Annotated in this window: 20 protein-coding genes; 5 read left to right on the top strand and 15 right to left on the bottom strand. The window is 71.8% G+C overall.

Annotation, left to right across the window (positions count from 1 at the left end):
- Positions 1-184: 184 nt before the first annotated feature.
- The 3 genes from ACH4YP_RS11760 to ACH4YP_RS11750 all read right to left on the bottom strand — a co-directional run bounded on the left by ACH4YP_RS11760 (position 185) and on the right by ACH4YP_RS11750 (position 3686).
- On the bottom strand, positions 185-526 hold the full coding sequence (locus ACH4YP_RS11760) for an SCO4225 family membrane protein (protein ID WP_361057966.1): 342 nt from the start codon (positions 524-526) through the stop codon (positions 185-187).
- An 83-nt stretch (positions 527-609) separates the two neighbouring features.
- Entirely contained in the window at positions 610-1290 is a 681-nt protein-coding gene (locus ACH4YP_RS11755; protein WP_398490416.1) for a response regulator, read from the bottom strand.
- Positions 1287-3686, bottom strand: a complete 2400-nt coding sequence (locus ACH4YP_RS11750) for a histidine kinase (protein WP_398490415.1) — start codon at positions 3684-3686, stop codon at positions 1287-1289. Before ACH4YP_RS11750 ends, ACH4YP_RS11755 begins: the two co-directional genes overlap by 4 nt.
- A gap of 291 nt (positions 3687-3977) precedes the next feature.
- Here ACH4YP_RS11750 and ACH4YP_RS11745 point away from each other — a divergent pair, with 291 nt between their 5' ends.
- On the top strand, positions 3978-4427 hold the full coding sequence (locus tag ACH4YP_RS11745) for a DUF5707 domain-containing protein (RefSeq protein WP_398490414.1): 450 nt from the start codon (positions 3978-3980) through the stop codon (positions 4425-4427).
- A gap of 232 nt (positions 4428-4659) precedes the next feature.
- On the opposite strand, the gene ACH4YP_RS11740 is transcribed toward ACH4YP_RS11745, so the two are convergent.
- The 4 genes from ACH4YP_RS11740 to ACH4YP_RS11725 all read right to left on the bottom strand — a co-directional run bounded on the left by ACH4YP_RS11740 (position 4660) and on the right by ACH4YP_RS11725 (position 8486).
- Positions 4660-4938 (bottom strand): hypothetical protein, encoded by a 279-nt coding sequence (locus tag ACH4YP_RS11740; protein WP_398490413.1) that lies wholly within the window; start codon positions 4936-4938, stop codon positions 4660-4662.
- Positions 4935-5270: an ArsR family transcriptional regulator gene (locus ACH4YP_RS11735; protein ID WP_361057956.1), complete on the bottom strand. Its 336-nt coding sequence runs from the start codon at positions 5268-5270 to the stop codon at positions 4935-4937. The genes ACH4YP_RS11740 and ACH4YP_RS11735 overlap by 4 nt, the downstream gene beginning before the upstream one ends.
- A gap of 348 nt (positions 5271-5618) precedes the next feature.
- Positions 5619-6476 carry an FHA domain-containing protein gene (locus ACH4YP_RS11730; RefSeq protein ID WP_361057954.1) on the bottom strand — a complete coding sequence of 286 codons (858 nt, stop codon included), beginning with the start codon at positions 6474-6476 and terminating at the stop codon, positions 5619-5621.
- 33 nt (positions 6477-6509) lie between these two features.
- Positions 6510-8486 (bottom strand): serine/threonine-protein kinase, encoded by a 1977-nt coding sequence (locus ACH4YP_RS11725; RefSeq protein WP_398490412.1) that lies wholly within the window; start codon positions 8484-8486, stop codon positions 6510-6512.
- Between the two features lie 371 nt (positions 8487-8857).
- Here ACH4YP_RS11725 and ACH4YP_RS11720 point away from each other — a divergent pair, with 371 nt between their 5' ends.
- Positions 8858-9709 carry a hypothetical protein gene (locus ACH4YP_RS11720; RefSeq protein WP_361057950.1) on the top strand — a complete coding sequence of 284 codons (852 nt, stop codon included), beginning with the start codon at positions 8858-8860 and terminating at the stop codon, positions 9707-9709.
- Between the two features lie 87 nt (positions 9710-9796).
- On the opposite strand, the gene ACH4YP_RS11715 is transcribed toward ACH4YP_RS11720, so the two are convergent.
- On the bottom strand, positions 9797-10237 hold the full coding sequence (locus ACH4YP_RS11715; protein WP_361057948.1) for a hypothetical protein: 441 nt from the start codon (positions 10235-10237) through the stop codon (positions 9797-9799).
- Positions 10238-10487: 250 nt separating this feature from the next.
- Here ACH4YP_RS11715 and ACH4YP_RS11710 point away from each other — a divergent pair, with 250 nt between their 5' ends.
- Positions 10488-11459 carry an AfsR/SARP family transcriptional regulator gene (locus ACH4YP_RS11710; RefSeq protein WP_361057946.1) on the top strand — a complete coding sequence of 324 codons (972 nt, stop codon included), beginning with the start codon at positions 10488-10490 and terminating at the stop codon, positions 11457-11459.
- 7 nt (positions 11460-11466) lie between these two features.
- Here the strand turns inward: ACH4YP_RS11710 and ACH4YP_RS11705 are convergent, their stop codons facing one another.
- The 5 genes from ACH4YP_RS11705 to ACH4YP_RS11685 are packed head-to-tail and all read right to left on the bottom strand — an operon-like array spanning position 11467 to position 17188.
- Entirely contained in the window at positions 11467-12162 is a 696-nt protein-coding gene (locus ACH4YP_RS11705; RefSeq protein ID WP_398490411.1) for a hypothetical protein, read from the bottom strand.
- On the bottom strand, positions 12159-13637 hold the full coding sequence (locus ACH4YP_RS11700; RefSeq protein WP_398490410.1) for an ATP-binding protein: 1479 nt from the start codon (positions 13635-13637) through the stop codon (positions 12159-12161). Before ACH4YP_RS11700 ends, ACH4YP_RS11705 begins: the two co-directional genes overlap by 4 nt.
- Positions 13634-14314, bottom strand: coding sequence for a response regulator transcription factor (locus tag ACH4YP_RS11695; RefSeq protein WP_361057940.1), 681 nt, complete (start codon positions 14312-14314; stop codon positions 13634-13636). The genes ACH4YP_RS11700 and ACH4YP_RS11695 overlap by 4 nt, the downstream gene beginning before the upstream one ends.
- Before the next feature lie 31 nt (positions 14315-14345).
- On the bottom strand, positions 14346-15989 hold the full coding sequence (gene murJ / locus ACH4YP_RS11690; RefSeq protein ID WP_398490409.1) for a murein biosynthesis integral membrane protein MurJ: 1644 nt from the start codon (positions 15987-15989) through the stop codon (positions 14346-14348).
- Positions 15986-17188 carry a lipid II:glycine glycyltransferase FemX gene (locus ACH4YP_RS11685; protein WP_398490408.1) on the bottom strand — a complete coding sequence of 401 codons (1203 nt, stop codon included), beginning with the start codon at positions 17186-17188 and terminating at the stop codon, positions 15986-15988. Before ACH4YP_RS11685 ends, murJ begins: the two co-directional genes overlap by 4 nt.
- 244 nt (positions 17189-17432) lie before the next feature.
- Between ACH4YP_RS11685 and ACH4YP_RS11680 the strand changes: the two genes are divergently transcribed.
- A complete protein-coding gene (locus tag ACH4YP_RS11680; protein ID WP_398490407.1) occupies positions 17433-18686 on the top strand; it encodes an Ig-like domain-containing protein in 1254 nt (417 codons plus the stop codon).
- An 18-nt stretch (positions 18687-18704) separates the two neighbouring features.
- Here ACH4YP_RS11680 and ACH4YP_RS11675 read toward each other — a convergent pair whose 3' ends face one another.
- Together ACH4YP_RS11675 and ACH4YP_RS11670 are read right to left on the bottom strand one after the other, a co-directional pair.
- Positions 18705-19262 (bottom strand): hypothetical protein, encoded by a 558-nt coding sequence (locus tag ACH4YP_RS11675; protein WP_361057934.1) that lies wholly within the window; start codon positions 19260-19262, stop codon positions 18705-18707.
- A 56-nt stretch (positions 19263-19318) separates the two neighbouring features.
- On the bottom strand, positions 19319-19765 hold the full coding sequence (locus ACH4YP_RS11670; RefSeq protein ID WP_398490406.1) for a hypothetical protein: 447 nt from the start codon (positions 19763-19765) through the stop codon (positions 19319-19321).
- 294 nt (positions 19766-20059) lie between these two features.
- Here ACH4YP_RS11670 and ACH4YP_RS11665 point away from each other — a divergent pair, with 294 nt between their 5' ends.
- Positions 20060-20830, top strand: a complete 771-nt coding sequence (locus ACH4YP_RS11665) for a polysaccharide deacetylase family protein (RefSeq protein ID WP_361057930.1) — start codon at positions 20060-20062, stop codon at positions 20828-20830.
- Positions 20831-20870: the final 40 nt, after the last annotated feature.

Raw genomic sequence — 20870 nt, 5'->3', positions numbered from 1 at the left:
GGGCCGGACGCCGCTGCCGCTGCGGCAGCGGCAGCGGCCATGGGAACCAGCGTCCTCGTGGGCCAGCGCGAGCCGGAGGCGGCAGTCAGGGTCCTCCACCACCACTTGGACCGCATCTTCGTGAACACCTGAAAAGCGCCCATGGAGGTCGCGGCTGCGCCGCACCGGACTTCGTCGATTCCGCTCAGTCCATTTGGTCCGTGCGACCGCCGCGGCGCAGTGCGCGGGTGCACCAGCCGATGATCGCGGCGTTGACCGCCGCCCCGAGAGCGATGGCGGGGATGAGTATGAGGCTGTTGTCCGGCAGCACGAGGAGTACGAGGCTGGCGGGGGCGGTGGCGAGGAGCGGGATGACGCCGGCCACGGACGCGTCCGTGCTTTCGCCGGCGGTCACCACCAGCGCCCATACGAGCAGGACGGCACAGACGCCGAGGTAGGCGAGGCCGACGGCGCCGACGTGGTCGCGCAGTCGGCGGAGGACGGATCGACCGGAATCGGTATCGGTATCGCTATCGGTGCCGGTCATGGGGATGGACTCCTTTGTTGCGACCGGGTGGTCGGCCGCGGGGGTCAGAGGTGCTGGTCAGAGGTGGTGGTCAGAGGTGGTGGTCAGAGGTGGGTGCCGGGCGGGTTCGGGCGGGCGAGGCCGAGGTCGTACGCGAGGATCGTCGCCTGTACGCGGTCGCGCAGGCCGAGTTTGCGGAGCAGCGCGTTCACGTGGGACTTCACGGTGCCTACGGTGATGCCGAGTTGCTCGGCGATCTCCGTGTTGGTGAGTCCGGCCGCGACCAGGGTGAGGACGCCCCGCTGGCTGCCGGTCAGGCTGTCCAGTTCGGGGGCGCTCCCGGCCGGGACGGCGGCGGGTGGTCCGGACGCGTAGTGGCCGATGAGGCGGCGGGTCGCGGACGGGGCGAGCACGCTCTCGCCGGCCGCCACCTCCCGGATGCCCTGCAGCAGTTGGGAGGGGTGCACGTCCTTGAGGAGGAAGCCCGAGGCGCCGGCGCGCAGCGCGTCGAAGACGTACGCGTCGAGGTCGAAGGTGGTCAGGACGAGGACGCGGGGCGCGTCCTGGCGTCCGGTGATGATGCGGGTGGCGGCGATGCCGTCCAGTTCGGGCATGCGTACGTCCATGACGACGACGTCGGGAGCCAGTTCGTCGGCGAGCCGCACCGCGGCGGCGCCGTCGGCGGCCTCGCCGACGACCGTCATGTCCTCCTCGGCGTCGATCACGGCGGCGAACCCCGCCCGTACGATGCCCTGGTCGTCGACGACCAGCACGTTGAGGCTCATCGGTGTCTCTCTTCGTTGTCCGGGGTGTCCGGCGCGTCGGCGAGCGGCAGCCGGAGGCGGACCGTCCCCTGCGGGCCGGTGGTCAGGGTGCCGCCGAGCGCCGCGATCCGCGTGGTCAGCCGCTCCCGTACGGCCGGGTCGGCGGCGCGGGGCACCCCGGTGGCTGTGAGTGTCAACGTATCGTCGTCCACGTCGAGTTCGAGTATCGCGGGCTCCTCGCCGCCGGCCGCGAGCACCGTCTCGGCGGCGCGGTAGGCGGCCAGGTCGACGGCGGTGGGCAGTTGTTCCGGCACGCGGTCGGTCAGCCGTATCTCGATGTCCCGGCCGGTGGCCCGGAGTTGGTGGGCGAGCAGGTCGAGCGCCTGGAGGGTGGGCTGCGGCCGCAGTTCGGGCCCGCTCTCGCCCACCGGGACGGTGTCGAGCAGGGCGCGCATCGCGGCCAGGGCCTCGCGGGCGCGGGCCGCCGTCGCGTCGAGCCGGCCTGCCTCCGCCTCGGCGACCATGTCGGCGGTGCGGGCCAGCACCGTGGTTTCGAGACCGGCGGCGATGCGGCGGCGCTCGGTCCAGGCGTCGCGGACGGCCTCCCCGGTCCAGGCGGCGAGGCGTTCGTCGTGGGCGCGGCGGTCGGCTTGCCGGCGCCGGGTGCGCAGGCCTCCGGCCAGGTGAGCCGCGGTGCCTGTGAGGGTTGCGCCGACCGTGGTTCCCGCGACGACCGTCCAGAGGGGAGCGGCCGTGCCCCGGTCCAGAACCGCGGCGGTGGCGGCCGCGGCGTGCACCAGCACCGTGATGAGGAGAACGGTCGTGACGTGGTCGCGGGCCGGTGGGGGATGGTCGCTCCCCCGCTCATGGGGGACCTCCCTCGCGGCGGAGCCGCGTTTCGATACAACTCCGCGTTCCTTTCGGGGCGTTGTCGTTCGGGTCGGTTGCATCGCGAGGGCCGCGCACGTGGCCAACAGGCTCAGCGCGGGCGGGAGGAGGACGGGGCCGCTGTAGTTCCCCACCGCCATCGCCACCGGCCACAGCAGCGCCAGCCCCAGCAGCATCCCGTACGCCGTCCGCGGAGCCCTCCGCAGCCACAGCAGGGCCACCGCCTGGCCCGCCGCCAGCAGGGCGAAGAAGACACCCGCGGACACCCGCGTCGCGCTCGATGCGTCCTCGGCCCGGATGATCAGCGTGGGGAGCAGCGGTTGCAGGACCAGGCCTGCCGCCGCCACCAGCTGCGCCGCGCGGTAGCTCCTCGGCGCCGACGGCTCCACCGTCGTGGCCGTCCGACCGGGCAGTACCGCCCGTACCTCCCAACCGCCCTCCGCCGTCGGGCCGCTGTGCACCGTGCCGCCCGCCTCCCGTGCCCGGGAGCGCAGGAAGCCCTGCCCGCGTCCGCCGCCGAGTCCCGCACCGTGCGCCACGGCGCCGGCCGGCGGGGCCGTGCTCGTGACCAGGACGTCGGTGCGGGTGTCGCCGTACCGGCAGAGCACCCTCGTATGCGCGTCGGGGGCATACCGTGCCACGTTGGTCAGCGCCTCGCGCACGATGCCGTACGCCGCGTCCGCGACGGCGCCGTCCGGCAGGGGGTCGATCTCGCAGTCCACCCGCTGGTCCAGGCGCCGGAACCCGGCGACCAGGTCCAGCAGCCGTTCCTCCGGTGCTGGCACATCTCCGCGGGAGGGCGCCGGCGCTCGTACCGCGCCGAGCGCGCGGGTGACCTCGCGGCCGGTCCCGACCGCGAACTCCAGTGCCTCCTCGGCCAGTTCGGGACGGCGGTCGCCCAACCCGAGGGCCGCTCCCGCAGTGACCACCACGGCCGTCAGATGGTGGGCGCTGATGTCGTGCAACTCCCTTTCCATACGCCGCCGTTCGACCGCCGGGAGCCGGTGGCGCTCGGACTCGGCCCGCTTCAGCAGTTGTTCGGCGGCTCGCCGTGCGCGACGGGTTCGCCGTACGAGCAGGCCGGCGCCGCACGCGGCGGTGTACAGCAGAGCGGTCAGGACGAGGTCGAGCCCGTCGCGGTCGCTGAGCCCGTGCAGGCTGATGCCCTGCCGGAGCTGCCAGACGGCGAGCGCCACCACGCACAACACGGTGGTGAAGGTGTCGCCCTCGGTCGCCACGGTGAACAGAGCCAGCGCGACACCCGCGGTCCCGAGCACCGCCATCGCCCCGGCGGGCAGCGGCCCGGCACCCACCGCACAGGCGGCGGCGACCACGACGAGGGTGACCACCGGGCGGGTACGGCGCAGGGCGAGCGCGGCCGTCACCACTGCGGCGACCAGGGCCGCCACGAGAAGGGAGGCCGTGGTGGGGGCCGGGACGGCCCCGCGCACCAGCGGCGCCCCGGGCCACACCACGGCCTGGGCACAGATCAGCAGGACCGGGAGCAGCCGGTCGTCGGTTCGATTCATGGCGGATCAAGGCTATGGCCGCAGGTGAACGGCCCGACTCCGGCTTGAGGCGGATTCCGGCCTCTTACCTGGGTTGCAGAGTCTCTACCTGTGGTTCGACGCGCCAATCGTCCCGCAGCGCGAGGACGGCGCCATACCCCCGGCCATAAGCTCGATCACATCGAGAACGCGGTCGGCCACCGCTTCTACGACCACTTCCAAGACCGGCTCCACCAGCGGCTCTACCAGCGGTTCTTCCGTGCTCTTCCGCGTATCCGGCCCAACTTTCCAACGAATTCAGGGGGATCTCCCATGTCCAAGCGCATTCTCTTCTCGTCACTCATCGGCGCCGCGACTCTCGGCGGACTGACCGCCTGCGGCCCCGCCCTGGCGGCGAGCCCCACGGCGCCGACCCTGGACCGCGGCTCGGCTCGCTACACGGCTCCGTCCGACGGCAGCGCGGGCTCGTTGGCCTACACCGTGGACGTGAGCGACGACTCGGGCATCCGGGGCCTCAAGGTCATTGTCTGGCCCGAGAGTTCGAAGATCGACCTGACCGAGGCGGACCTTCGCTCGGTGGAGAGCGCCAAGTGCCGGAGCACCTCGGACGAGACCACCCGCTGCACCTACACCCTGAAGGTCACGAAGCGGGAGGCGGCCGAACTGGCCGAGGGCACCTGGTACGTCTCGGCACTGGCGACGGCCGAGGACGGGGACACGACGTTCGTGCCCCGCGCCGCCACGTTCGACCTCACACGCTGACACGCCGGTCGAACCGTCGTTCAGTGAGGCGGTCTGCCGGAAGCGCGGCCTGCGGCAGACCGAACCTGCGAGGAGATCCGACCATGGCGATAAATCGGAACCAGCCGGACCACGATGCCGCTGTTCGCCAGCACCAGGTCGCCACCGGCTTCCGGCGGGCGGAGACCGCTCTCCGGGAGCGGTGCGGGCCTGCGGGCCGAGCCCTACGGGCGGAGAACGGGGTGGCGCCGGGTCACTCGACGTCCTTGAGCACCCGCTCGACGGACTTCACCCGGTCACTCATGTCGTTGAGCTGGAGCCGCACCTCGACCAGCTCGCGCTCCATGTCCTGCTGGGTCAGCACCGCCTTCTCCGCGATGCTCCTGTAGTCGCTCTCCCTGGACACCTGGGACTTGGCACGCCACACGGCGATCGTCGGCCAGATCACCAGCAGTGCGCACGCGAGGATGAATCCCATGGACCCGAAGGACCAGATCATGCCTTCGTCGGCGGCCAGCTGCACGGGGTTCATTGATGGTCTCCTTGGCTTCGGTCAGTGGTGAGAGAGAGTGCGGCCGCCACGAGGGCCTCGGGTGTGAGGTGCAGCGAGAACGGCACGATGTCGTAGTACTTCATGGCCTTGCCGTCTTCGGACAACACGAGCCTCGACGTGACCAGCCCCGCCGTTTCCAGCTTGCGCAGGTGGACCTGGAGCAGCGCACGGCTGATCCCCAGCTCGCGCGCCAGCCGGCTCACGTAGTCCTGACCGCCCGCCAGGGCCGCCAGGATGCGCACCCGGTGCGGGTTGGCGAGCGTGGCCAGGATCTGCACCAGGCGATCACCCGTCACTTCGGAAAGCTCCATGCCCCTCCTCTACCTGCAAACAAATCCTTGCAGGTGCCATGAAGAGTTGTCAACTGCCTTGCGGAGTAGGCATGTGCAACAGACAGGCCACAACGACGAAGGGCGTCCGGGCCGTGTGTGGCCACGGCCCGGACGCCCTTCCAGCGGTACGGCACTGCTGTCGTCCGGCTGCCGGAACAGCGCGGGGCACACCCGCGCCGACAAGGCAGCGCTCGACACCGCCATCGAGCACCTCCGCGCGACCGCGGACGAGCCGGTGCCACCCCTGGGTGGGGACCCCGGCGCGTGCGCGGTCGGTCCCGTGCTTCCCGGCACCCGGCGGGCGGCCGCAGTGACCGCGGTGACCGCTCAGGCAGAGTCGATCAGTGTCAGGTCCGTCGGTACGAGTGTGGTCGTGGTCAGGAGTGCCCGGATCAGGTTGTCGTTGAGGGCGTTGCCCACCGGCTCGCCGAGTTCCTCGCGGGTCAGCCAGGGCACGCCGTCGCGGGACAGCCGGGTGCGTACGCCGTTGACCAGGTGCTCGACGCGCTTGTCCGTCCAGCCCGCGTACGGCTGCGACTCGGCGAGCTCGGCGGCGGTCTGCCGCCAGGTCAGCGGCTGCGGCCGGGGTTCGTGCAGCAGGTAGCGCCGGCCGAGCACCACGAGGGCGAGCTTCTCCTGCTCGGTCAGCACCCACACCCGGGGCGGGCGGGTGACGTCCCCGTGCCGCGGCAGGGGCCGCTCGCCCTCGGGACCGGTGACGAAGACCTCCAGCAGGTGCTCGCGGCCACGGGAACCGCCGACGAACAGCGGGGTGTACCCGGAGTCGAGCGGCAGTGGCTCCTCGCCCCGGAACAGCAGGCGGGCCCCGGCGCAGCGGATTGGCAGCCGCCCGGCGTTGCTCACCCACCAGCGGCCGTCCCGGTGGGTGAGCGTGCCCTGGTGGCGGCTGAGCTGGGGGTCGTCCTCACCGATGCACACGTGCACCTCGGGCCGGTTGCGGCCGAAGAGGACCTCACGTCCGTCCCCAGGGCCCAGCGTCATGCCGCCGGTCAGCGCGAGGGCGAAGAGGGTGCCGGGCAGCGGCGCGGACGCGCCCCGGGCGAGGCTCCCGTGGGTGGCGGGCAGGAACCGGCCACCCGGAGCGGGCATTCCCCGCTGCGCCGGACGCCGCTCCCCCGGCCGTCGCTCCCGCGGCCCTCTCCGCGCCATTCCCGGCTCGGTCATGTCACGTCCCCCCTGACGTCCCCTGACGTCCCCTCACGTCCCCGGCAGTCGCTTCGCGATGTTCCGTACGACGACAGCGGCGAACTCCGTTGCGGTGTCGCAGAGTTGGTCGGTCGACCGCGGGGCGTACACGGTCAGCTGGAAGAGTTCGGTGGTGGGGTCGCCGGCCGAGTTCCGGTAGGTGCGGTGCGGGGTCCGTACGGTGCAGCTGTCGTCCTCGGCCTCGTCCGCGATGAAGTAGCTCTTCGTTCCGGCGACGTTCACCGGCGTTCCGTCGTCGGCGTCCAGGGAGTTGTCCCGGCTGAACTGGATCTCCACCGCGCGGTCGCCGTCGTCGCTCGACCAGTCGCAGTTCCAGGAACCGAAGCCGCGGTCCCGGTTGTCCACCTTGACGCCCGGAAGCCGCTTGAGCTCGGTGGCGCCGAGCAGCGTGCAGGTGTCGAGCCGGGCCAGGGAGTTCGCGGCCGGCGGCGACGAACGGCGGGGCACCGGGCCCTCGGCCAGCACACCGACGACGCGGTCGGAGGCGGCGTCGGCCAGCTGGCACGGGTCGGGCGCCACCTTGTTGAGCTGCTTGCCGATGACGCGGATCTGCTTGCCGTCGGTGGTCAGGACCGCCCGTTCGCAGACTCTCCCGTCACGCTTGAGCGTCACGACCGTGAGGCTGCCGACCAGCCGGGTGGACACGACGTCGACGAAGTCGTCCCGGTCCGAGTCGAGGTTGACCTCGACGTCCGCGTTGTCGTCACCGCTGTTGTTGCGCACCAGGACGTCGCACCGGTCGATCTCCCCGTGGTCGGGGTCCAGCGCGGTGCCGCCGAAGCGGCTCAGCGAGGCCGCGCCGAGCAGCCCGCAGGGGTCCGCCGTGCGCTCGTCGCCGATGGCACCGGCCCGCGCCGTGGCCGGCGGTTTCGCGTCGGCCTCGCCGGTACGGCCGCCCTTGTCGCCCTCGTCCTTCGAGGCCCACGGTCCGAAGAGGACGAGCCCGGCCGTGATCGCGCCCGCCGCGACCAGCGCCACCGCCGTGATCGCCAAAGGGCGGCGGCGGCTTCGGCGTACGGGCCGTGGCGGCTGAAGCATGAAGGGCGTGAAGTCCCGCGCGCGGCGCGGGAGTCGCGGCAGCCGGAGCGTGCCGGACCCGAGGTCCCCGTGACCTCCCCGCGTACCGCTGTCGTGCAACTGCTCCTGTACGTGCGGGGGCGGGGGTGCGGCGCGCGTCAGCAGCCGCTGTGCCATGGCGGCGTCGGGCCGGCGCCGGGGCTCCACCTCCAGCAGGGCGGTGAGCGGCCCGTCCAGCGGGCCGGCCCGGTGCGCGGGCTCGATGTGTCCCTCGACGGCCCGGGCCAGATACGCCATGAGGTGTTCGGCCTCCCCGTACGGCGAGCGGCCCTCTACCGCCGCGAACAGTGAGGCGCCCAGGGAGAACACGTCGGACTTCTCGCCCGCGGGCTTCCCCTTGGCCAACTCCGGGGCCAGATAACGGGGTTTGCCGCGCACACCGCCCGTCGTGCTGTGGGTGACGTCGCTCCACAGCGCCCGCGAGATCCCGAAGTCGGTCAGTCTCGCGATGCCCTCGTCGGTGACGAGGATGTTCTCCGGCGTCACGTCGCCGTGCACCACGCCCTCGTTGTGGGACTTCGCCAGCGCTGCCGCGATCTGGCAGCCGATCGATCCGGCCTCCTCGGGCGTGAGCGTGCCGTTCTCCGTCACGATCTGGGCGAGGCTGCGCGAGGGGACGTACTCCATGATGATCCAGCAGGTGGCGCCCTCGTCGACGAAGTCGAAGACGCCCACGATGTTCGGGTGGTGCAGCCGCCCGGCGTTGCGCGCCTCGCCCATGAGGCGTCGCGCGGCCCGGTCGTCGTCCAGGCGGGCGCACTTGACCGCGACCCGCCGTTCGAGCCGCTCGTCCCAGGCCAGCCAGACGACGCCCATCCCGCCTCTGCCGATGGGCTCCCGCAAGAGATACCGGTCGGCGATCCTGTCCCCGGCCTCCGGCGTCACCAGCACCGCGCCACCCCTCGCCCCACAACCGTCCGTTCTGCCAGGTGACGGAGTGTACTCAGCACGGACTTGGCGGTGATCCGCTTCACCGGACTTCGCGCGGACCCGCCCAGAATCCCCACAGCCCGCCGGGTTCACGGATCGCGGGGAGCACGCGGCCGGCCGCCCCCGGCCCCCGGGAACGCCAGCCGCCGACGGCGCCAAGTGGCGTACGCGGCCGATGTGTTGCTGTGTCACGGCTGTGTGACCGCGCTGTTCTGAAGCGAGGACAGGCGTGACCTGCGGGACCAGGGAGGCCTCATAGTGATCACAGAGCGGGAAACGGCGGACACGCCACCGGCTCTCCGCCACCCCCCGCCCCTCGGAAGGAACCTCCCGTGCTGAACCGCCGCCTGCGCCGGGCCGTCGTCGCCACCGCCGCCACGCTCACCGCCGGACTGCTGATGACGGCCTGCCAGAACGGCACCGACGACAGCTCGTCCGGCAAGAGCCCGACGGGTACCGCGAGCCCGGTGGCCGCGGACAAGGCGTCCGACGCCAAGAACGCCAAGAACTCGAAGGGCGTCAGCGGCTCGTTCAAGAACGGCAAGGTCACCTATCTCGCCCCGGGCAAGTACATCGTGTCCGTTCCGGGCAAGGAGGACCAGCAGTTCTGGGTCGCCGACGACACCGAGGTCTACGGCGTCGGCACCATATGCGGCGACGCCGGCTCCAAGGTGGACGCGCCGTGCACGCTCGACCAGTTGGAGGCGGCCCTCAAGAAGGGCGCCGTGAACGCCGACGTGGAGATGAAGAACGGCGCCGCGACCCTGGTGACCGAGCGCCGCGCCGCCCAGCAGGACGCGGGCTCCGGCTCCGGTTCGGACTCCTCCGGTTCCGGCTCCTCCGGGTCGGACTCCGACTCGTCCTCCGGCCGCGACGAGTCGGTCGTCGAGGGCGTCAACAAGGGCAAGGGCGTCAACGGAACCTGGTTCGGCAACGTCTCCTTCCTGGCGCCGGGCAAGTACACCGTCTCCGACATGAAGGGCACCGAGCAGCAGTTCCTCGTCGCCGACGACACCAAGATCATGGGCTACGACGACATCTGCGACGCCGTGAACACCGGGCCGGGCGGCGAGGGCGGCGTCGAGTGCACCGAGGCCCAGCTGGAGGCGGCCGCCAAGAAGGGCTTCTCCGCCGAGGTCGTGATCAGCAACGGCATCGCGACCACCATCACCGACGACCACTGAACCGCGGGCCGGCCGGAACGCGCCGGCACCGAGTGACGAACCCCAGGTCGACGACCTGGGGTTCTTCGCGGTAGGAGGGTGCGGGCTCTAGCCCCGGCGAGCGAGCCAAGTAGCCTGGCTGCCCGGGTCGTTGATGTCGACGGTCACGCCGGACCACCTGTCGTCCGGGCCGCGGTGGCCGTTGTAACGACCGGTGTGCCCGAAGCTCCAGTGGATGAAGAAGACGACGTCGTCTCCGGTGATTGTGCCGTTGATGTCCCCGCTGTTGCCCTCCCAGGAGGCGAATCCGGTGAAGTTGCCGGCACCGTCGGGAGCGCCCAGGAAGAGGCTCACGTGCGGGGCGTTGCTCTGATCCATGATCCACTTGCCGTCGAAGCTGCCCGCAGGCAGCACGGCCGGTGCCGCCGACGGCCGCGCCGCTTCCCGCCCGTTGAAGGCGGTGGCGTCCGCCGTGGAAACGGTCAGGGCCAGCACCGCGACCGAAGCGGCGACCACCGCTCCCGCCCTGCGCATCAGTCCGAATCGCATGAAAGCCCTCCTTGGAAGTCCTCGGGCATCAAGCATGCGAGGAACGGCATACAGAACAGCCACAGAGCACACCGAGGATGGATACAGAGAGTGCACAGGTGGCATACGGAGCGTGTGCGCCGTGGCGCACGGTCCCGAGGCGCCCGCGCTGGACCATTGGGGTGACCGAGCGCAGGTCGGTGAGGTCGGCAGCGGCTGTGCTGTCACGCTGGGAGCCGGGGCGCGGGATTCATGGCTGTCAGGGGGCACCGTGGAGTTTCGGTTGCTGGGGCCGTTGGAGCTACGGGGCGGCGGGGGTGAGGTCATCCCTCTGCGGGCGGCACGACAACGGTCGCTGCTGGCGGGGTTGTTGCTCTCCGCCAACCAGGTCGTGAGCGTGCGCCGGCTCGTCAACGTCGTATGGGGTCAGAGCTCGCCCACGTCGGCCGTGGCCAATCTGCGGACGCATGTGACCGGGCTGCGCCGGCTGCTGTCCGCCGCGGAGGGCGGAGCGGACTCCCCCGGCGGGGCCGTACGGCTGGGGACGCGGCCGGGCGGCTATCAACTGACCGTGCTCCCGGGCGAGTTGGATCTGACCGTCTTCGAGGAGCTGGTGGCGCAGGGCAGACACGCACTGCGGCAGCGGTGTCCCGCGGACGCGGCACCGTACTTCGGCCGGGCGCTGCGGCTGTGGCGTGGTCAGCCGTTGGAGAACGTGCTGCTGTACGGCTCCGGAGAGGCCGACCTGGCCCGGCTGGAGGAGGTCCGGCCCGCCGTGGTCGAGGACTGGCTGCGGGCGAGGCTGGCGTGCGGGGAGCACGCCGAGGTGATCGGCGAACTGCGCGCCCTGGTCGTGGAACAGCCGCTGAGGGAACGGCTGTGGGCACTCCTCATGCTCGCCCTGCACCGGACCGGGCGCCGCGCCGACGCGCTCGGCGCCTACGACCAGGCCCGGGCACGGCTCGTGGACGAACTGGGCCTGGACCCCGGCCGAGAGCTGTCGGCCCTGCACCAGCGGATCCTCAACGGCGACCCGGCCCTCACCGCCGGGCCGGCCGGAGCGGTGGGGTGGGAGCCGCTCCCGGGATCGACACCGGTGACGGCGGGGGCGACGCCTGTGGTGGCGGGGCCCCCGCCCGCGATGACAGCACCCGTGGCCGCCGCGAAGGCCGGGCCGTCGTCCCTGGAGTCCCCGGAGGCCGAAGCGGTCCCTGGCCGTGAACGGCCGACTGCTCCCTTGTGACGCGTTCTCAGCCCGTCGTGCCAAACGTGCCGGACGGGGCGGGCCGGGCGCGTGAGGTGGTCCCTGCCCGGGTCCCGGTCTCCGCGGGTACGTCGCCGGTGTCGCCGGTGCTGCCGGGGGCGAGTCCGCAGGTGCCGGATCTCGATGTCCCGTCCTGGCCCGTCAGTTCCACGACGACCTGGCCGTCGGCGTCCTGGCTGTAGGCGATCGTGCAGGTCAGCTGGCTTAGAGCAGTGCTGTTCAGGCCCGTCAGGTCGAGAGGCAGGCGGGTCGTGACCCGGCCGGCCGAGGGGGACTCGACCTTGACGGTCCCGCCGGGGCGGGCCTTGGGGAGGGCGGTGCCCAGGCCCGCGGCCCGGTCCACCTTCCGCGGACCGGCGAGCAGCGCCAGGACGACCTTCTCCGTCGGCACCGGCCCCACCGTGCCACGGGAGTTCTGGTTCCCGGAGCCCGACTCCTCGTAGCCGTCGCCGAAACCGGCCGAGGGCCGGGTCGTCCGGATCACGGGGCTCAGCCCTCCGTCGGGGGAACGGAAGAAGAGCAGCATCTCCGACTCGCGGTCGAAGAAGGCCTGGACGCTGGCGGGACCGCCCGCCTCGATGACGTCGGTCTCCCGGATTCCGCAGCCACCGAGCAGCGGTACGGCGGCCGTGACGGCGAAGGCGACGGCCGACGCACGTCGGCGCCTCCGCGCACCCCTCATCCGCCGGTCCCCTCCACGTGAAGCGGTATCTCGACGGCGAAGACGGCACCGCCCCCGGGGCGGTTCCCGGCGTGGATCGTTCCGCCGTGCAGCTTCACGTTCTCCAGGGTGATCGCCAGTCCCAGGCCGCTGCCCGCCGAGCGGGTGCGGGCCGCGTCGGCCTTGTAGAAGCGGTCGAAGATGTGCGGGAGCGCCTCGGGGCGGATGCCGGGTCCGCTGTCCACGACGTCGGTGATCAGCACGGGCGGGCCCGGGGAGCGTGCCTCTGTGCGCAGACGTACGGTGACGGGCGCGCCGCCGTGCCGCAGGGCGTTGCCGACGAGGTTGGCGATCACGACGTCGAAGCGGCGCGGGTCGAGCCGGGCCCGGATGCCGTCGGGGAGTTCGGTGCGGATCCGGTCGTCGGTCCAGTGCCGGTTGTCGAGGGTCTGGCGGATGGCCTCGGCCACGTCGACCTCGTCGGCGTTCAGTTCGGCCGCGCGGGCGTCGAAGCGGGAGATCTCCATCAGGTCCTCGACGAGCACGGCGAGCTTCCCGGTCTCCGCGCTGACCAGCCGGACCGCCCGGGCGGTGTCGGCGTCCAGGCCGTCCGCGTCCTCGTCGAGGACCTCGGTGACGGCGAGCATTCCGGCGAGCGGGGTGCGCAGTTCGTGCGAGACGTCGGAGGCGAAGCGGCGGGCGCGTTCCTCGGCCTCGCGCAACTCGCGTACGGACTGCTCCAGTTGGCCCGCCGAGTCGTTGAAGGTGTGTGCCAGGTCGGCCAGTTCGTCGCTGCCGCGCACCGGGATCCTGGTGTCGAGTCTGCCGCTGCCCATGTTCCGGGCGGCCTCGCGCAGTTTCCGTACCGGGCGCAGCACGCTGCGTGCGGCGATCAGGCCGGGGATCAGCGCGACGGCGAGGCCGGGCAGGGCGCCGTCCCGGCCGGCCATGAGGAGGGCGTCGACGTTGACCTGCTCGTCGGTCATCCGCATGACGGCGTACAGGACGAGTCCGCTGGGCAGCAGGCTGTCCGGGCTGGCCTTGAAGACGGTGGGCATGGCGATGGTCAGGTAGGGGACGCCGTCCTTGACGACCCGCTCGAAGCTGCCGTGCGCGTCGGCCCGTGCGGCGCGGCGCAGTTCGGGGGTGATGACGGTGGAGACGGGGTTCTCGCCCGAGGAGGCGCGGATCGATCCGTACTCGGCGAACACCACCCAGGGGTGGGGCTTGCCCTTGCGGGCGATGTCGCGCAGGACCTCCTCCAGGCCCTCCTTCTGCACGGGCAGGGAGAAGCCCGTCTGCTGGACGTGGTCACGGAACGAGGTGACCGCCGTGTCCTGGGCGGTCTCAAGGAGCGAGTTGCGGGCCTCGCGGTAGGTCAGCGCGGCCGTCGTGCAGGCGCTGACGGCCGCGACCAGCAGGAAGGCGAGCAGCAGCCGCGTACGCAGCCCGAACGCCCTGACCCTCGCCCGGTCGCCGCCTCTGCCGCTGCTCACAGCGGCCCGAAGCGGTAGCCGAAGCCCCGCAGTGTCTGGACGTAGCGGGGGCTGCCGACCTCGTCCTCGATCTTGCCGCGCAGCCGGGCGACACACGCGTCGACCAGCCGGGCGTCGGCGTGGAAGCTGTGCCCCCAGACGTGCTCAAGGAGTTGCTGCCTGCTGAACACCTGCTCGGGGGCGGCGGAGAGGTGCAGCAGGAGCTTGAGTTCCGAGGGGGCGAGCGCGAGCGGCCGGCCCGCCTTGGTGACGGTCAGCCCGACCCGGTCGACGGTGAGTTCTCCGTGGACCACGACGGCCGGACGGCCCGGACTGTCGTCAAGGCGGCGCAGCACGGCACGGATCCGGGCCTCGATCACCTCGGGGCGGGCGGGCTTGACGATGTAGTCGTCGGCACCGGCCTCCAGGCCGACGACCACGTCGAAGTCGTCGCCGCGCGCGGTGAGCATGATGATCGGCAGCTGGCTCTGCTCGCGGACCTGCCGGCAGACCTGTACGCCGTTCATGCCGGGCAGCATCAGGTCCAACAGCAGCAGATCGGGGCGGAATTCGGTCATCGCGGCGAGGCCGGCCTCGCCGGTCGCGGCCGTCCGTACGTCGTGGCCGCGGCGGCGCAGACCGAGTTCGACCCCCTCGCGTACGGAAGGGTCGTCCTCGATGAGGAGCACGCGGGGCATCGGCGGTTCTCCCTAGGTGCCAGGGGGGTGGTCAGGTCCGGGTGCGTCCGCGGCGTACGCCGGTCAGCAGCGCGTCGAGTTCGGCGAGCCGCAGCGGGCGGGCGAGCAGGGCGAAGACGAGGACGACGACGACCGCCCCGGCAGTTGCGGCGACCAGGGCACCGGCCCGTACCGAGCCCACGGCCGCGAGGTGGCCGAGCGCGGTGGCGGGGACGGCGGCGAGCAGCAGCCGCGCGTGCGCGCCGACGGCGGACGAGCGCAGGGGTCGGGCGACGGCGAGCCGACGGCTCAGCACCAGGCCGGTCACCGCCATGCCCACGCACAGCGCCAGGGAGTACCCCGCCGCCATGCCCGTCACGGCCCAGCGCGCCGGCAGCAGGTGTGCGGCGGCCAGGGACAGGCCCGCGTTGAGGGCGACGATCACGAGGTTGAGCAGGAACGGCGTACGGGTGTCGGAGAGCGCGTAGAAGGCGCGGGACAGGACGTACTGGCCGGACAGGGCGATCAGTCCCGGCGCGAAGGCCATCAGGATCCCGGCCATGGCGGCCGTGTCGTCGGCGCCTGTCCTGCCGTACCCGAAGACGAGGGCCATCACCGGCTGGGCCAGGGCCAACAGCGCGCAGGCGGCGGGTACGACGGCGGACGCGCAGACGCGCAGGGCGTGGGAGACGTCGCGGCGCACGGCGTCGGTGTCCCCGTCGGCCGCGGCGGCGCTCATCCGGGGCATCAGCGCGGTCACGACGGAGACGGTGATGATGCCGTGCGGTACGACCCACAGCGCATAGGCGTTGTTGTACGCGCCGTAGCCGGGGCCGCCGTCGAGGCCCGCGGTGGTGGCGAGGCGGGTGGTGACCCAGTACGCGGCCTGGTTGGCCAGGACAAGGAGCACCAGCCAGCCGGCCGCGCGCAGGGGGCGGGTGAGTCCGCTGCCGCGCCAGTCGAAGCGGGGCCGCCAGCGGAAGCGGGCCGCGCGCAGCGCCGGGAGGAGGGCGAGTGCCTGGACGGCGATACCGGCGGTCGTGCCCCAGCCGAGCACGGCGGTCTCGGTCGCGGTGAGCGTGTCGCCGCCGCCCATGGCCAGCGCCAGGTACAGCCCGAACACGGTCATGACGACAAGGTTGTTGAGAACCGGCGCCCACATCATCGCGCCGAACCTGCCGCGTGCGTTGAGTACTTGCCCGAGCAGTGTGAACAGTCCGAGGAAGAAGATCTGGGGCAGGCAGTAGCGGGCGAGCGCGGTGGTCATGGCCGCCTGCGGGCCCGTGTAGTCGGTGTACGCGTCCACGATCGCGGGCGCCGCCCACACCGCGGTCGCGGTGATCGCCAGCAGGGCGAGTACGCAGACGGTGACGAGCCGGTCGGTGTACGCGGCGCCCCCGTCGTCGTGCTCCTTGGCGGCCTTGACCAGCTCGGGCACGAAGACGGCGTTCAGCGCGCCGCCGAGGAGCAGCATGTAGACGATGGTGGGCAGGGCGTTGCCGACCGCGTACCCGTCGGCGGTCGGCCCGATGGTGCCGAGCGCCGCCGCGACCACGGCGGAGCGGGCGAAACCGGTGGCCCGGGAGACGATGGATCCGGCGGCCATGACGGCACTGCCGCGGGCCGCCGTCTTCATCGGTGCGGTGGTGGTCCCAGTCGTCGGGTTCGCCGAGTTCGGCGGCGTCGTCTGCGTCATCGGCGGTTCAGGTACGCCTGGAAGGCGCGGTAGAACGCGTGGTTGGCGCTGCCGCCCAATGGTTTCTCCCACTCCCCCAACGTCTCGACAACCTGTCCGCCGGTGCCGAGCTTCCACCGCAGCAGTCCGTACGTACGTTCCTCAGGATCGAGTGTGGAGGGTACCCCGCGCATGTCGTAGACGTCGGCGCCCAGCGCGTGGGCGTCCAGCAGCATCCGCCACTGCAGGGCGTTGGAGGGCCGGACCTCGCGGCGGTGGTCGGCCGAGGCGCCGGTCTGGTACCAGGCCCGGCGGCCCACCGTGATCATCGTGTGGGCGGCCAGGATCTCGCCCCGGTGCCGGGCGAGGTACAGCTTCATCCGGCCCGGTTCCTCGGCGTTGAGGGCCGCGTACTGGCGCTCGTAGTAGGCGAGCGAGCGGCCGAGCCGGAACCCGTCGCGTCGCTCGGTGATGCCCAACAGCCGGTGGAACTCGGGGAGTTCGGCCGCACTGCCCACCACCACCTCCACACCCTCCCTCCGGGCCCGGCGCACGTTGCGCCGCCACTCCTGGTTGAGCCCGGGCCACAGGTCCTCCGGGGTGCGACCGGCGAGCGGCACCTGGAAGACGTGCCGGGGCTGGGCATCTCCGTCGGCTCCGGTTCCGGTCCCGTCACCACCGCAGCGGCGCCAGCCCCGGGCACGCAGCCGCTCGGCGACGGCGGTGCCGAGCGGGTCGACCTCAGTGGCGAGTACGTCGCCCAGGCGCCGGCCCGGGCCGGCGAGCGGCTTGAGCAGGGTGGCGTCCCAGCGCCGGTAGGCGGGCGACGGGCCGATACGTACGGCGAAGGCGCCCGCGCGGCGCAGGTGTTCGAGGAGCGGACCGAGCCAGCCGTCGACGTCGGGGTCGTTCCAGTCGGCGACGGGCCCTTCGGGAAGGTAGGCGAAGTACTTCCGTGTGCCGGGGAACTGCCGCAGCAACACCAGGGCCACGCCGGTCAGTTCACCCGCCTCCGGATCCGGCCCCCAGCCGAGCAGTTGGCCGCGCCAGCCCTCCTTGACGTCGGCCCAGGACGGGCACTGGAGGAAGCCGGCGCCGAGGGCGGCGCCGGCGGGGGACGCGAGGAAGGCGCGGTAGGTCTCCGCGGTGATGTTTCGCAGGGCCACGCCCGGGTTCCGTTGCCGGGGCACGCGGCCGGGCAGCACGAGCAGCGCTGACACAGTCCGTTCCTCTCCTTCTCCCCGGGCCTTCTCGCGGGCCATTTCGCGGGCCTTTTCGCGGGGTCGCAAAGGATGCTCACAGCGGTCCATGACGGCTCCGTCCGGCGAATGTGACCGGACCATGACCGTTCCTCACCAGTCGCCGTCACATTGCTCCACGGCTGCTGACCTCGGGTTTTCCGGCTCTACAGTCACGACATCGCCGACTCTGGCCCACCCCGTTCCCGCCTTCCCGGAGGTTCCGATGTCCCGGTCGCCCCGCACCCGCGTACTCGCCCATGCCAATGCCCCTGCCAACGTCCGGGCCCGCGTCCGGGCCGTCGTCGTGGCCGCCGCCACGGCCGCCCTGCTGGCGCCGCTCGCCGCCTGCTCGTCGAGCGGATCCTCCGGCGCCCAGGACAGCAAGGTGGACGCCGAGCCGAACTCCGACGACCGCCCTGTCACGGTCACCGTCACGCCCACGGGAGAACGGGTCCCTGCGGGCGAGCCCGTGCGGGTCACGGCCGCGGGCGGCACACTCACCTCGGTGACGGTCACCGACGCCGAGGGCCACAAGCTCGCCGGCAAGGTCGCCGCCGACGGCCGGTCATGGGTCTCCGCCCGCAAGTCCGTACCCGGCGCGGCGTACACGGTGACGGCGGCGGCCAAGTCCGAGGGCGGAACCGCCAAGAGCACCAAGGCAGCCTTCACCACGGCCGAGGCGGACAAGGTCAACAAGGTCGACTGGCGGCCGGGCTCCGCCTCCACCGTCGGCATCGCCCAGCCGGTCTCCCTGGTCTTCGACAACCCGGTGAAGAACCGCGCCGAGGTCGAGAAGCAGCTGAGGATCACCACCTCGAACGACACCGAGGGCTCCTGGGGCTGGCTGACCGACTGGTCGGGCCGGGACCGGGTGGACTGGCGGCCCAAGACGTACTGGAAGCCCGGCACCAAGGTCACGCTGAACGCCGAGCTGAACGGCACCGACTCGGGCGCGGCCGGCGGCTGGTTCGTACGCGACTACGAGTCCACCTTCACCATCAGCGCCCGGCAGATCGCCAAGGTCGACCTCGACCGCCACCAGCTCACCCTCGTACGCGACGGCAAGACGGTCCGGCGCATACCGGTCTCCGGCGGCACGCCCGGCGGTGACAAGCGCTCCTGGCGCGGAACCGCCGTGCTCATGGCCAAGGAGGGCACGATCAACATGAACTCCGAGACCGTGGGCCTGGGCAACGCCTACGACAAGATGGTGAAGCACTCGATGCGGCTGACCTGGTCGGGCATGTACGCCCACGCCGCGCCGTGGAACGCCCGCTACTTCGGCAACTCCAACCAGAGTTCCGGCTGCATAGGGATGAGCGACGCGAACGCGGCCTGGTTCTACGGACAGGTGCGGCCCGGCGACCCGTTCGAGATCACCGGCAAGGACACCAAGGGCGTGGTCGCGCCCGGGAACGGCTTCGGCGCGTGGAACCTCTCGTGGACCGACTGGCAGCGGAAGAGCGCGCTGCGCTGAGGGGCGGCCCGACCGGGGTTACTTCTTGACGTCCTTCACCGAGGTCGGCCCCAGCTGCTTGGCGCTGGCGTACTCCGGCATCGTCATGGGCTTGTCGAACAGGAAGAAGGACTGGTTCGTGCCGACCGTGAACTCCATGTACGCGCCCGTCGTGGCGTCGAAGCCGTAGTACGCGTTGCAGGTGGACCCCGTCGTGTACGTGCCGTCCATACCGGGCTGCGCGAGGACCGCGACTCCGCTGTCGGAGTGCTCCACCTTCTCCGTCGGAGTGAGCATCTTGCAGCGCGGCACGGGCAGGCCCTTCATGACGAAGTACCCGTACTCGCCTCTGGCGTTCTGGATGTAGACGTACGAGAGTTTGCCCCGCTTCCCCCACGTCTTGACCCACTGGTTGATCGCCTCGCGGGTCGGCGAGTACTCCATGCGGCCCGCCGGCTGCTGGGCCACCAGGTGGTCGTAGCCCTTCTGCTTGGCCTTGTTCTCCTTGTCCTGGCTGGAGTCGGTGCAGGACGTCAGGGCGAGGCCCACGACGAGCGCGACGACGGGTGCCAGGGCCGTGCGTGCGAACTTCCTCATGCGGTGCTGCCCTCTTCCCTTGGACGAGGCGGGGACGGGACGGGGATGAGACGGGATCAGTTGGTGCATGTCGTGCGCTCGGCGCCGGCGTCAAGCCGGTACGCCAGGTCCTTGTCGCGGAAGGGCGCGCGGTGTTCCTGGGCGGCCTTCGAGTTGTAGTCGTTGACCGACTCGATCCGCGTGGCCCTCAGCGCGGTGACCGACTGGTCGATCTGCGTCCTGCGGGTCTCCGAAGCGGCCTTCCGCTCCTCCTGGAGCACCTGGATCGTCCCTTCGGCGTTCTGCACGGCCTCGCACAGATCGAAGAACTCCTCGTACGTGGCCTGCCGGAACTCGCCCGAGCCGACCGTGTTGTTGCGCTCGTCCGCCTCACCGCGGAACGGGGCGGTGATCCACCCCGCGCCACCGAAGGCGAACACCCCGATCACGTACACCACCGCCAGGCCGATGACTCCTGCGACGGCCCAAGCCCCTAAACGTGCCCCCTCGCGTACCTGCCCCATGGCCGGCCCCCTGTCACGGGTGGTTCCGCGGCGTGGAACCACCATCCGCGGAGGAGGACACGGCGTCCTGATGAAACGGTTCCGCCGGCACGGGCGTCAGCAATGGGCCACCGGCGGGCGGGACCGGGCCGACCGGCTCGATTCCGCCCGCCGGTGGCCCGGTTGTCCGGGAACCACTCCGGGATTGTCCTTGATCGGTAACGGACGCATCCGGTGGCCGCCGATCCTCGTCCTCCCTGATGGTCGCGGGTCGACCAGGGCATCGGCGGGCAACTGCGGGAAAGCGGGGCGGACATGGCGCGGCACGGCGGCGGGCGGGGTTGGTACGGCAAGGTGCTCGGCGCGGCGCTCGGGGTGGCGTTGCTCGCCGGGGGTGCCTCGGCGTGGTCCGCGCAGGCCGGTGCCGTGGGCGGTTCGTCGAAGACGCCCGCGACGGCCAGGCCGGGCAGTGACGTCAAGCCGGTCGCGGTGGCCATCGCGCACGCCTCGGACAAGGGCGCGCGCGGTGTCAACATCACCATCGACGACGGCCCCGACCCCGTCTGGACGCCCCAAGTCCTCGACGTACTGCGGCAGTACAAGGTGAAGGCCACGTTCTGCATGGTGGGGACGCAGGCGAAGGCCCACCCGGACCTCGTGAAGAAGGTGGTCGCGGCCGGGCACCGGCTGTGCGACCACTCGGTGTCGCACGACACCACCATGGACAAGAACACCCAGGCCTACCAGTCGAAGCAGATCCTCGACGCCGAGCGCATGATCACCGAGGCGTCCGGGGGCGTACGCCCGATGTACTACCGGGCGCCCGGCGGGGCCTTCACCCCTTACAGCCGCACGCTCGCCGCCTCCCGCGGCATGCGCCCGCTGGGCTGGAACGTCGACAGCAAGGACTTCGAGCGGCCGGGCACGGACGCCATCGTCGCCACCGTCGAACGCGAGGTCCCGAACGGACCGACACTCCTCTTCCACGACGCGGGCGGCGACCGCTCCCAGACGGTCGAGGCCCTGCGCCGGATCCTTCCCCGACTGGATGAGCGGGGTTACTCGTTCGGGTTTCCGGTGCGCTGAGCTCCGGCCCCGGCCGTGCGGCGTTCAGAGAAGCGCCTGT

The sequence above is a fragment of the Streptomyces sp. NPDC020747 genome (genome assembly GCF_044334695.1).
Lineage (GTDB): Bacteria > Actinomycetota > Actinomycetes > Streptomycetales > Streptomycetaceae > Streptomyces.
This window is presented reverse-complemented; position numbering and strand designations above follow the sequence as displayed.

What these genes read in the sequence shown, in the direction of transcription:
- ACH4YP_RS11675 (WP_361057934.1), bottom strand. Translation starts at nt 19,262, where the DNA reads ATGAGGAAGTTCGCACGCACGGCCCTGGCACCCGTCGTCGCGCTCGTC.
- ACH4YP_RS11680 (WP_398490407.1), top strand. Translation starts at nt 17,433, where the DNA reads ATGTCCCGGTCGCCCCGCACCCGCGTACTCGCCCATGCCAATGCCCCT.
- ACH4YP_RS11745 (WP_398490414.1), top strand. Translation starts at nt 3,978, where the DNA reads ATGTCCAAGCGCATTCTCTTCTCGTCACTCATCGGCGCCGCGACTCTC.
- murJ (WP_398490409.1), bottom strand. Translation starts at nt 15,989, where the DNA reads ATGACGCAGACGACGCCGCCGAACTCGGCGAACCCGACGACTGGGACC.
- ACH4YP_RS11755 (WP_398490416.1), bottom strand. Translation starts at nt 1,290, where the DNA reads ATGAGCCTCAACGTGCTGGTCGTCGACGACCAGGGCATCGTACGGGCG.
- ACH4YP_RS11665 (WP_361057930.1), top strand. Translation starts at nt 20,060, where the DNA reads ATGGCGCGGCACGGCGGCGGGCGGGGTTGGTACGGCAAGGTGCTCGGC.
- ACH4YP_RS11695 (WP_361057940.1), bottom strand. Translation starts at nt 14,314, where the DNA reads ATGCCCCGCGTGCTCCTCATCGAGGACGACCCTTCCGTACGCGAGGGG.
- ACH4YP_RS11735 (WP_361057956.1), bottom strand. Translation starts at nt 5,270, where the DNA reads ATGGAGCTTTCCGAAGTGACGGGTGATCGCCTGGTGCAGATCCTGGCC.
- ACH4YP_RS11705 (WP_398490411.1), bottom strand. Translation starts at nt 12,162, where the DNA reads ATGAGGGGTGCGCGGAGGCGCCGACGTGCGTCGGCCGTCGCCTTCGCC.
- ACH4YP_RS11760 (WP_361057966.1), bottom strand. Translation starts at nt 526, where the DNA reads ATGACCGGCACCGATAGCGATACCGATACCGATTCCGGTCGATCCGTC.
- ACH4YP_RS11740 (WP_398490413.1), bottom strand. Translation starts at nt 4,938, where the DNA reads ATGAACCCCGTGCAGCTGGCCGCCGACGAAGGCATGATCTGGTCCTTC.
- ACH4YP_RS11730 (WP_361057954.1), bottom strand. Translation starts at nt 6,476, where the DNA reads ATGACCGAGCCGGGAATGGCGCGGAGAGGGCCGCGGGAGCGACGGCCG.
- ACH4YP_RS11670 (WP_398490406.1), bottom strand. Translation starts at nt 19,765, where the DNA reads ATGGGGCAGGTACGCGAGGGGGCACGTTTAGGGGCTTGGGCCGTCGCA.
- ACH4YP_RS11715 (WP_361057948.1), bottom strand. Translation starts at nt 10,237, where the DNA reads ATGCGATTCGGACTGATGCGCAGGGCGGGAGCGGTGGTCGCCGCTTCG.
- ACH4YP_RS11750 (WP_398490415.1), bottom strand. Translation starts at nt 3,686, where the DNA reads ATGAATCGAACCGACGACCGGCTGCTCCCGGTCCTGCTGATCTGTGCC.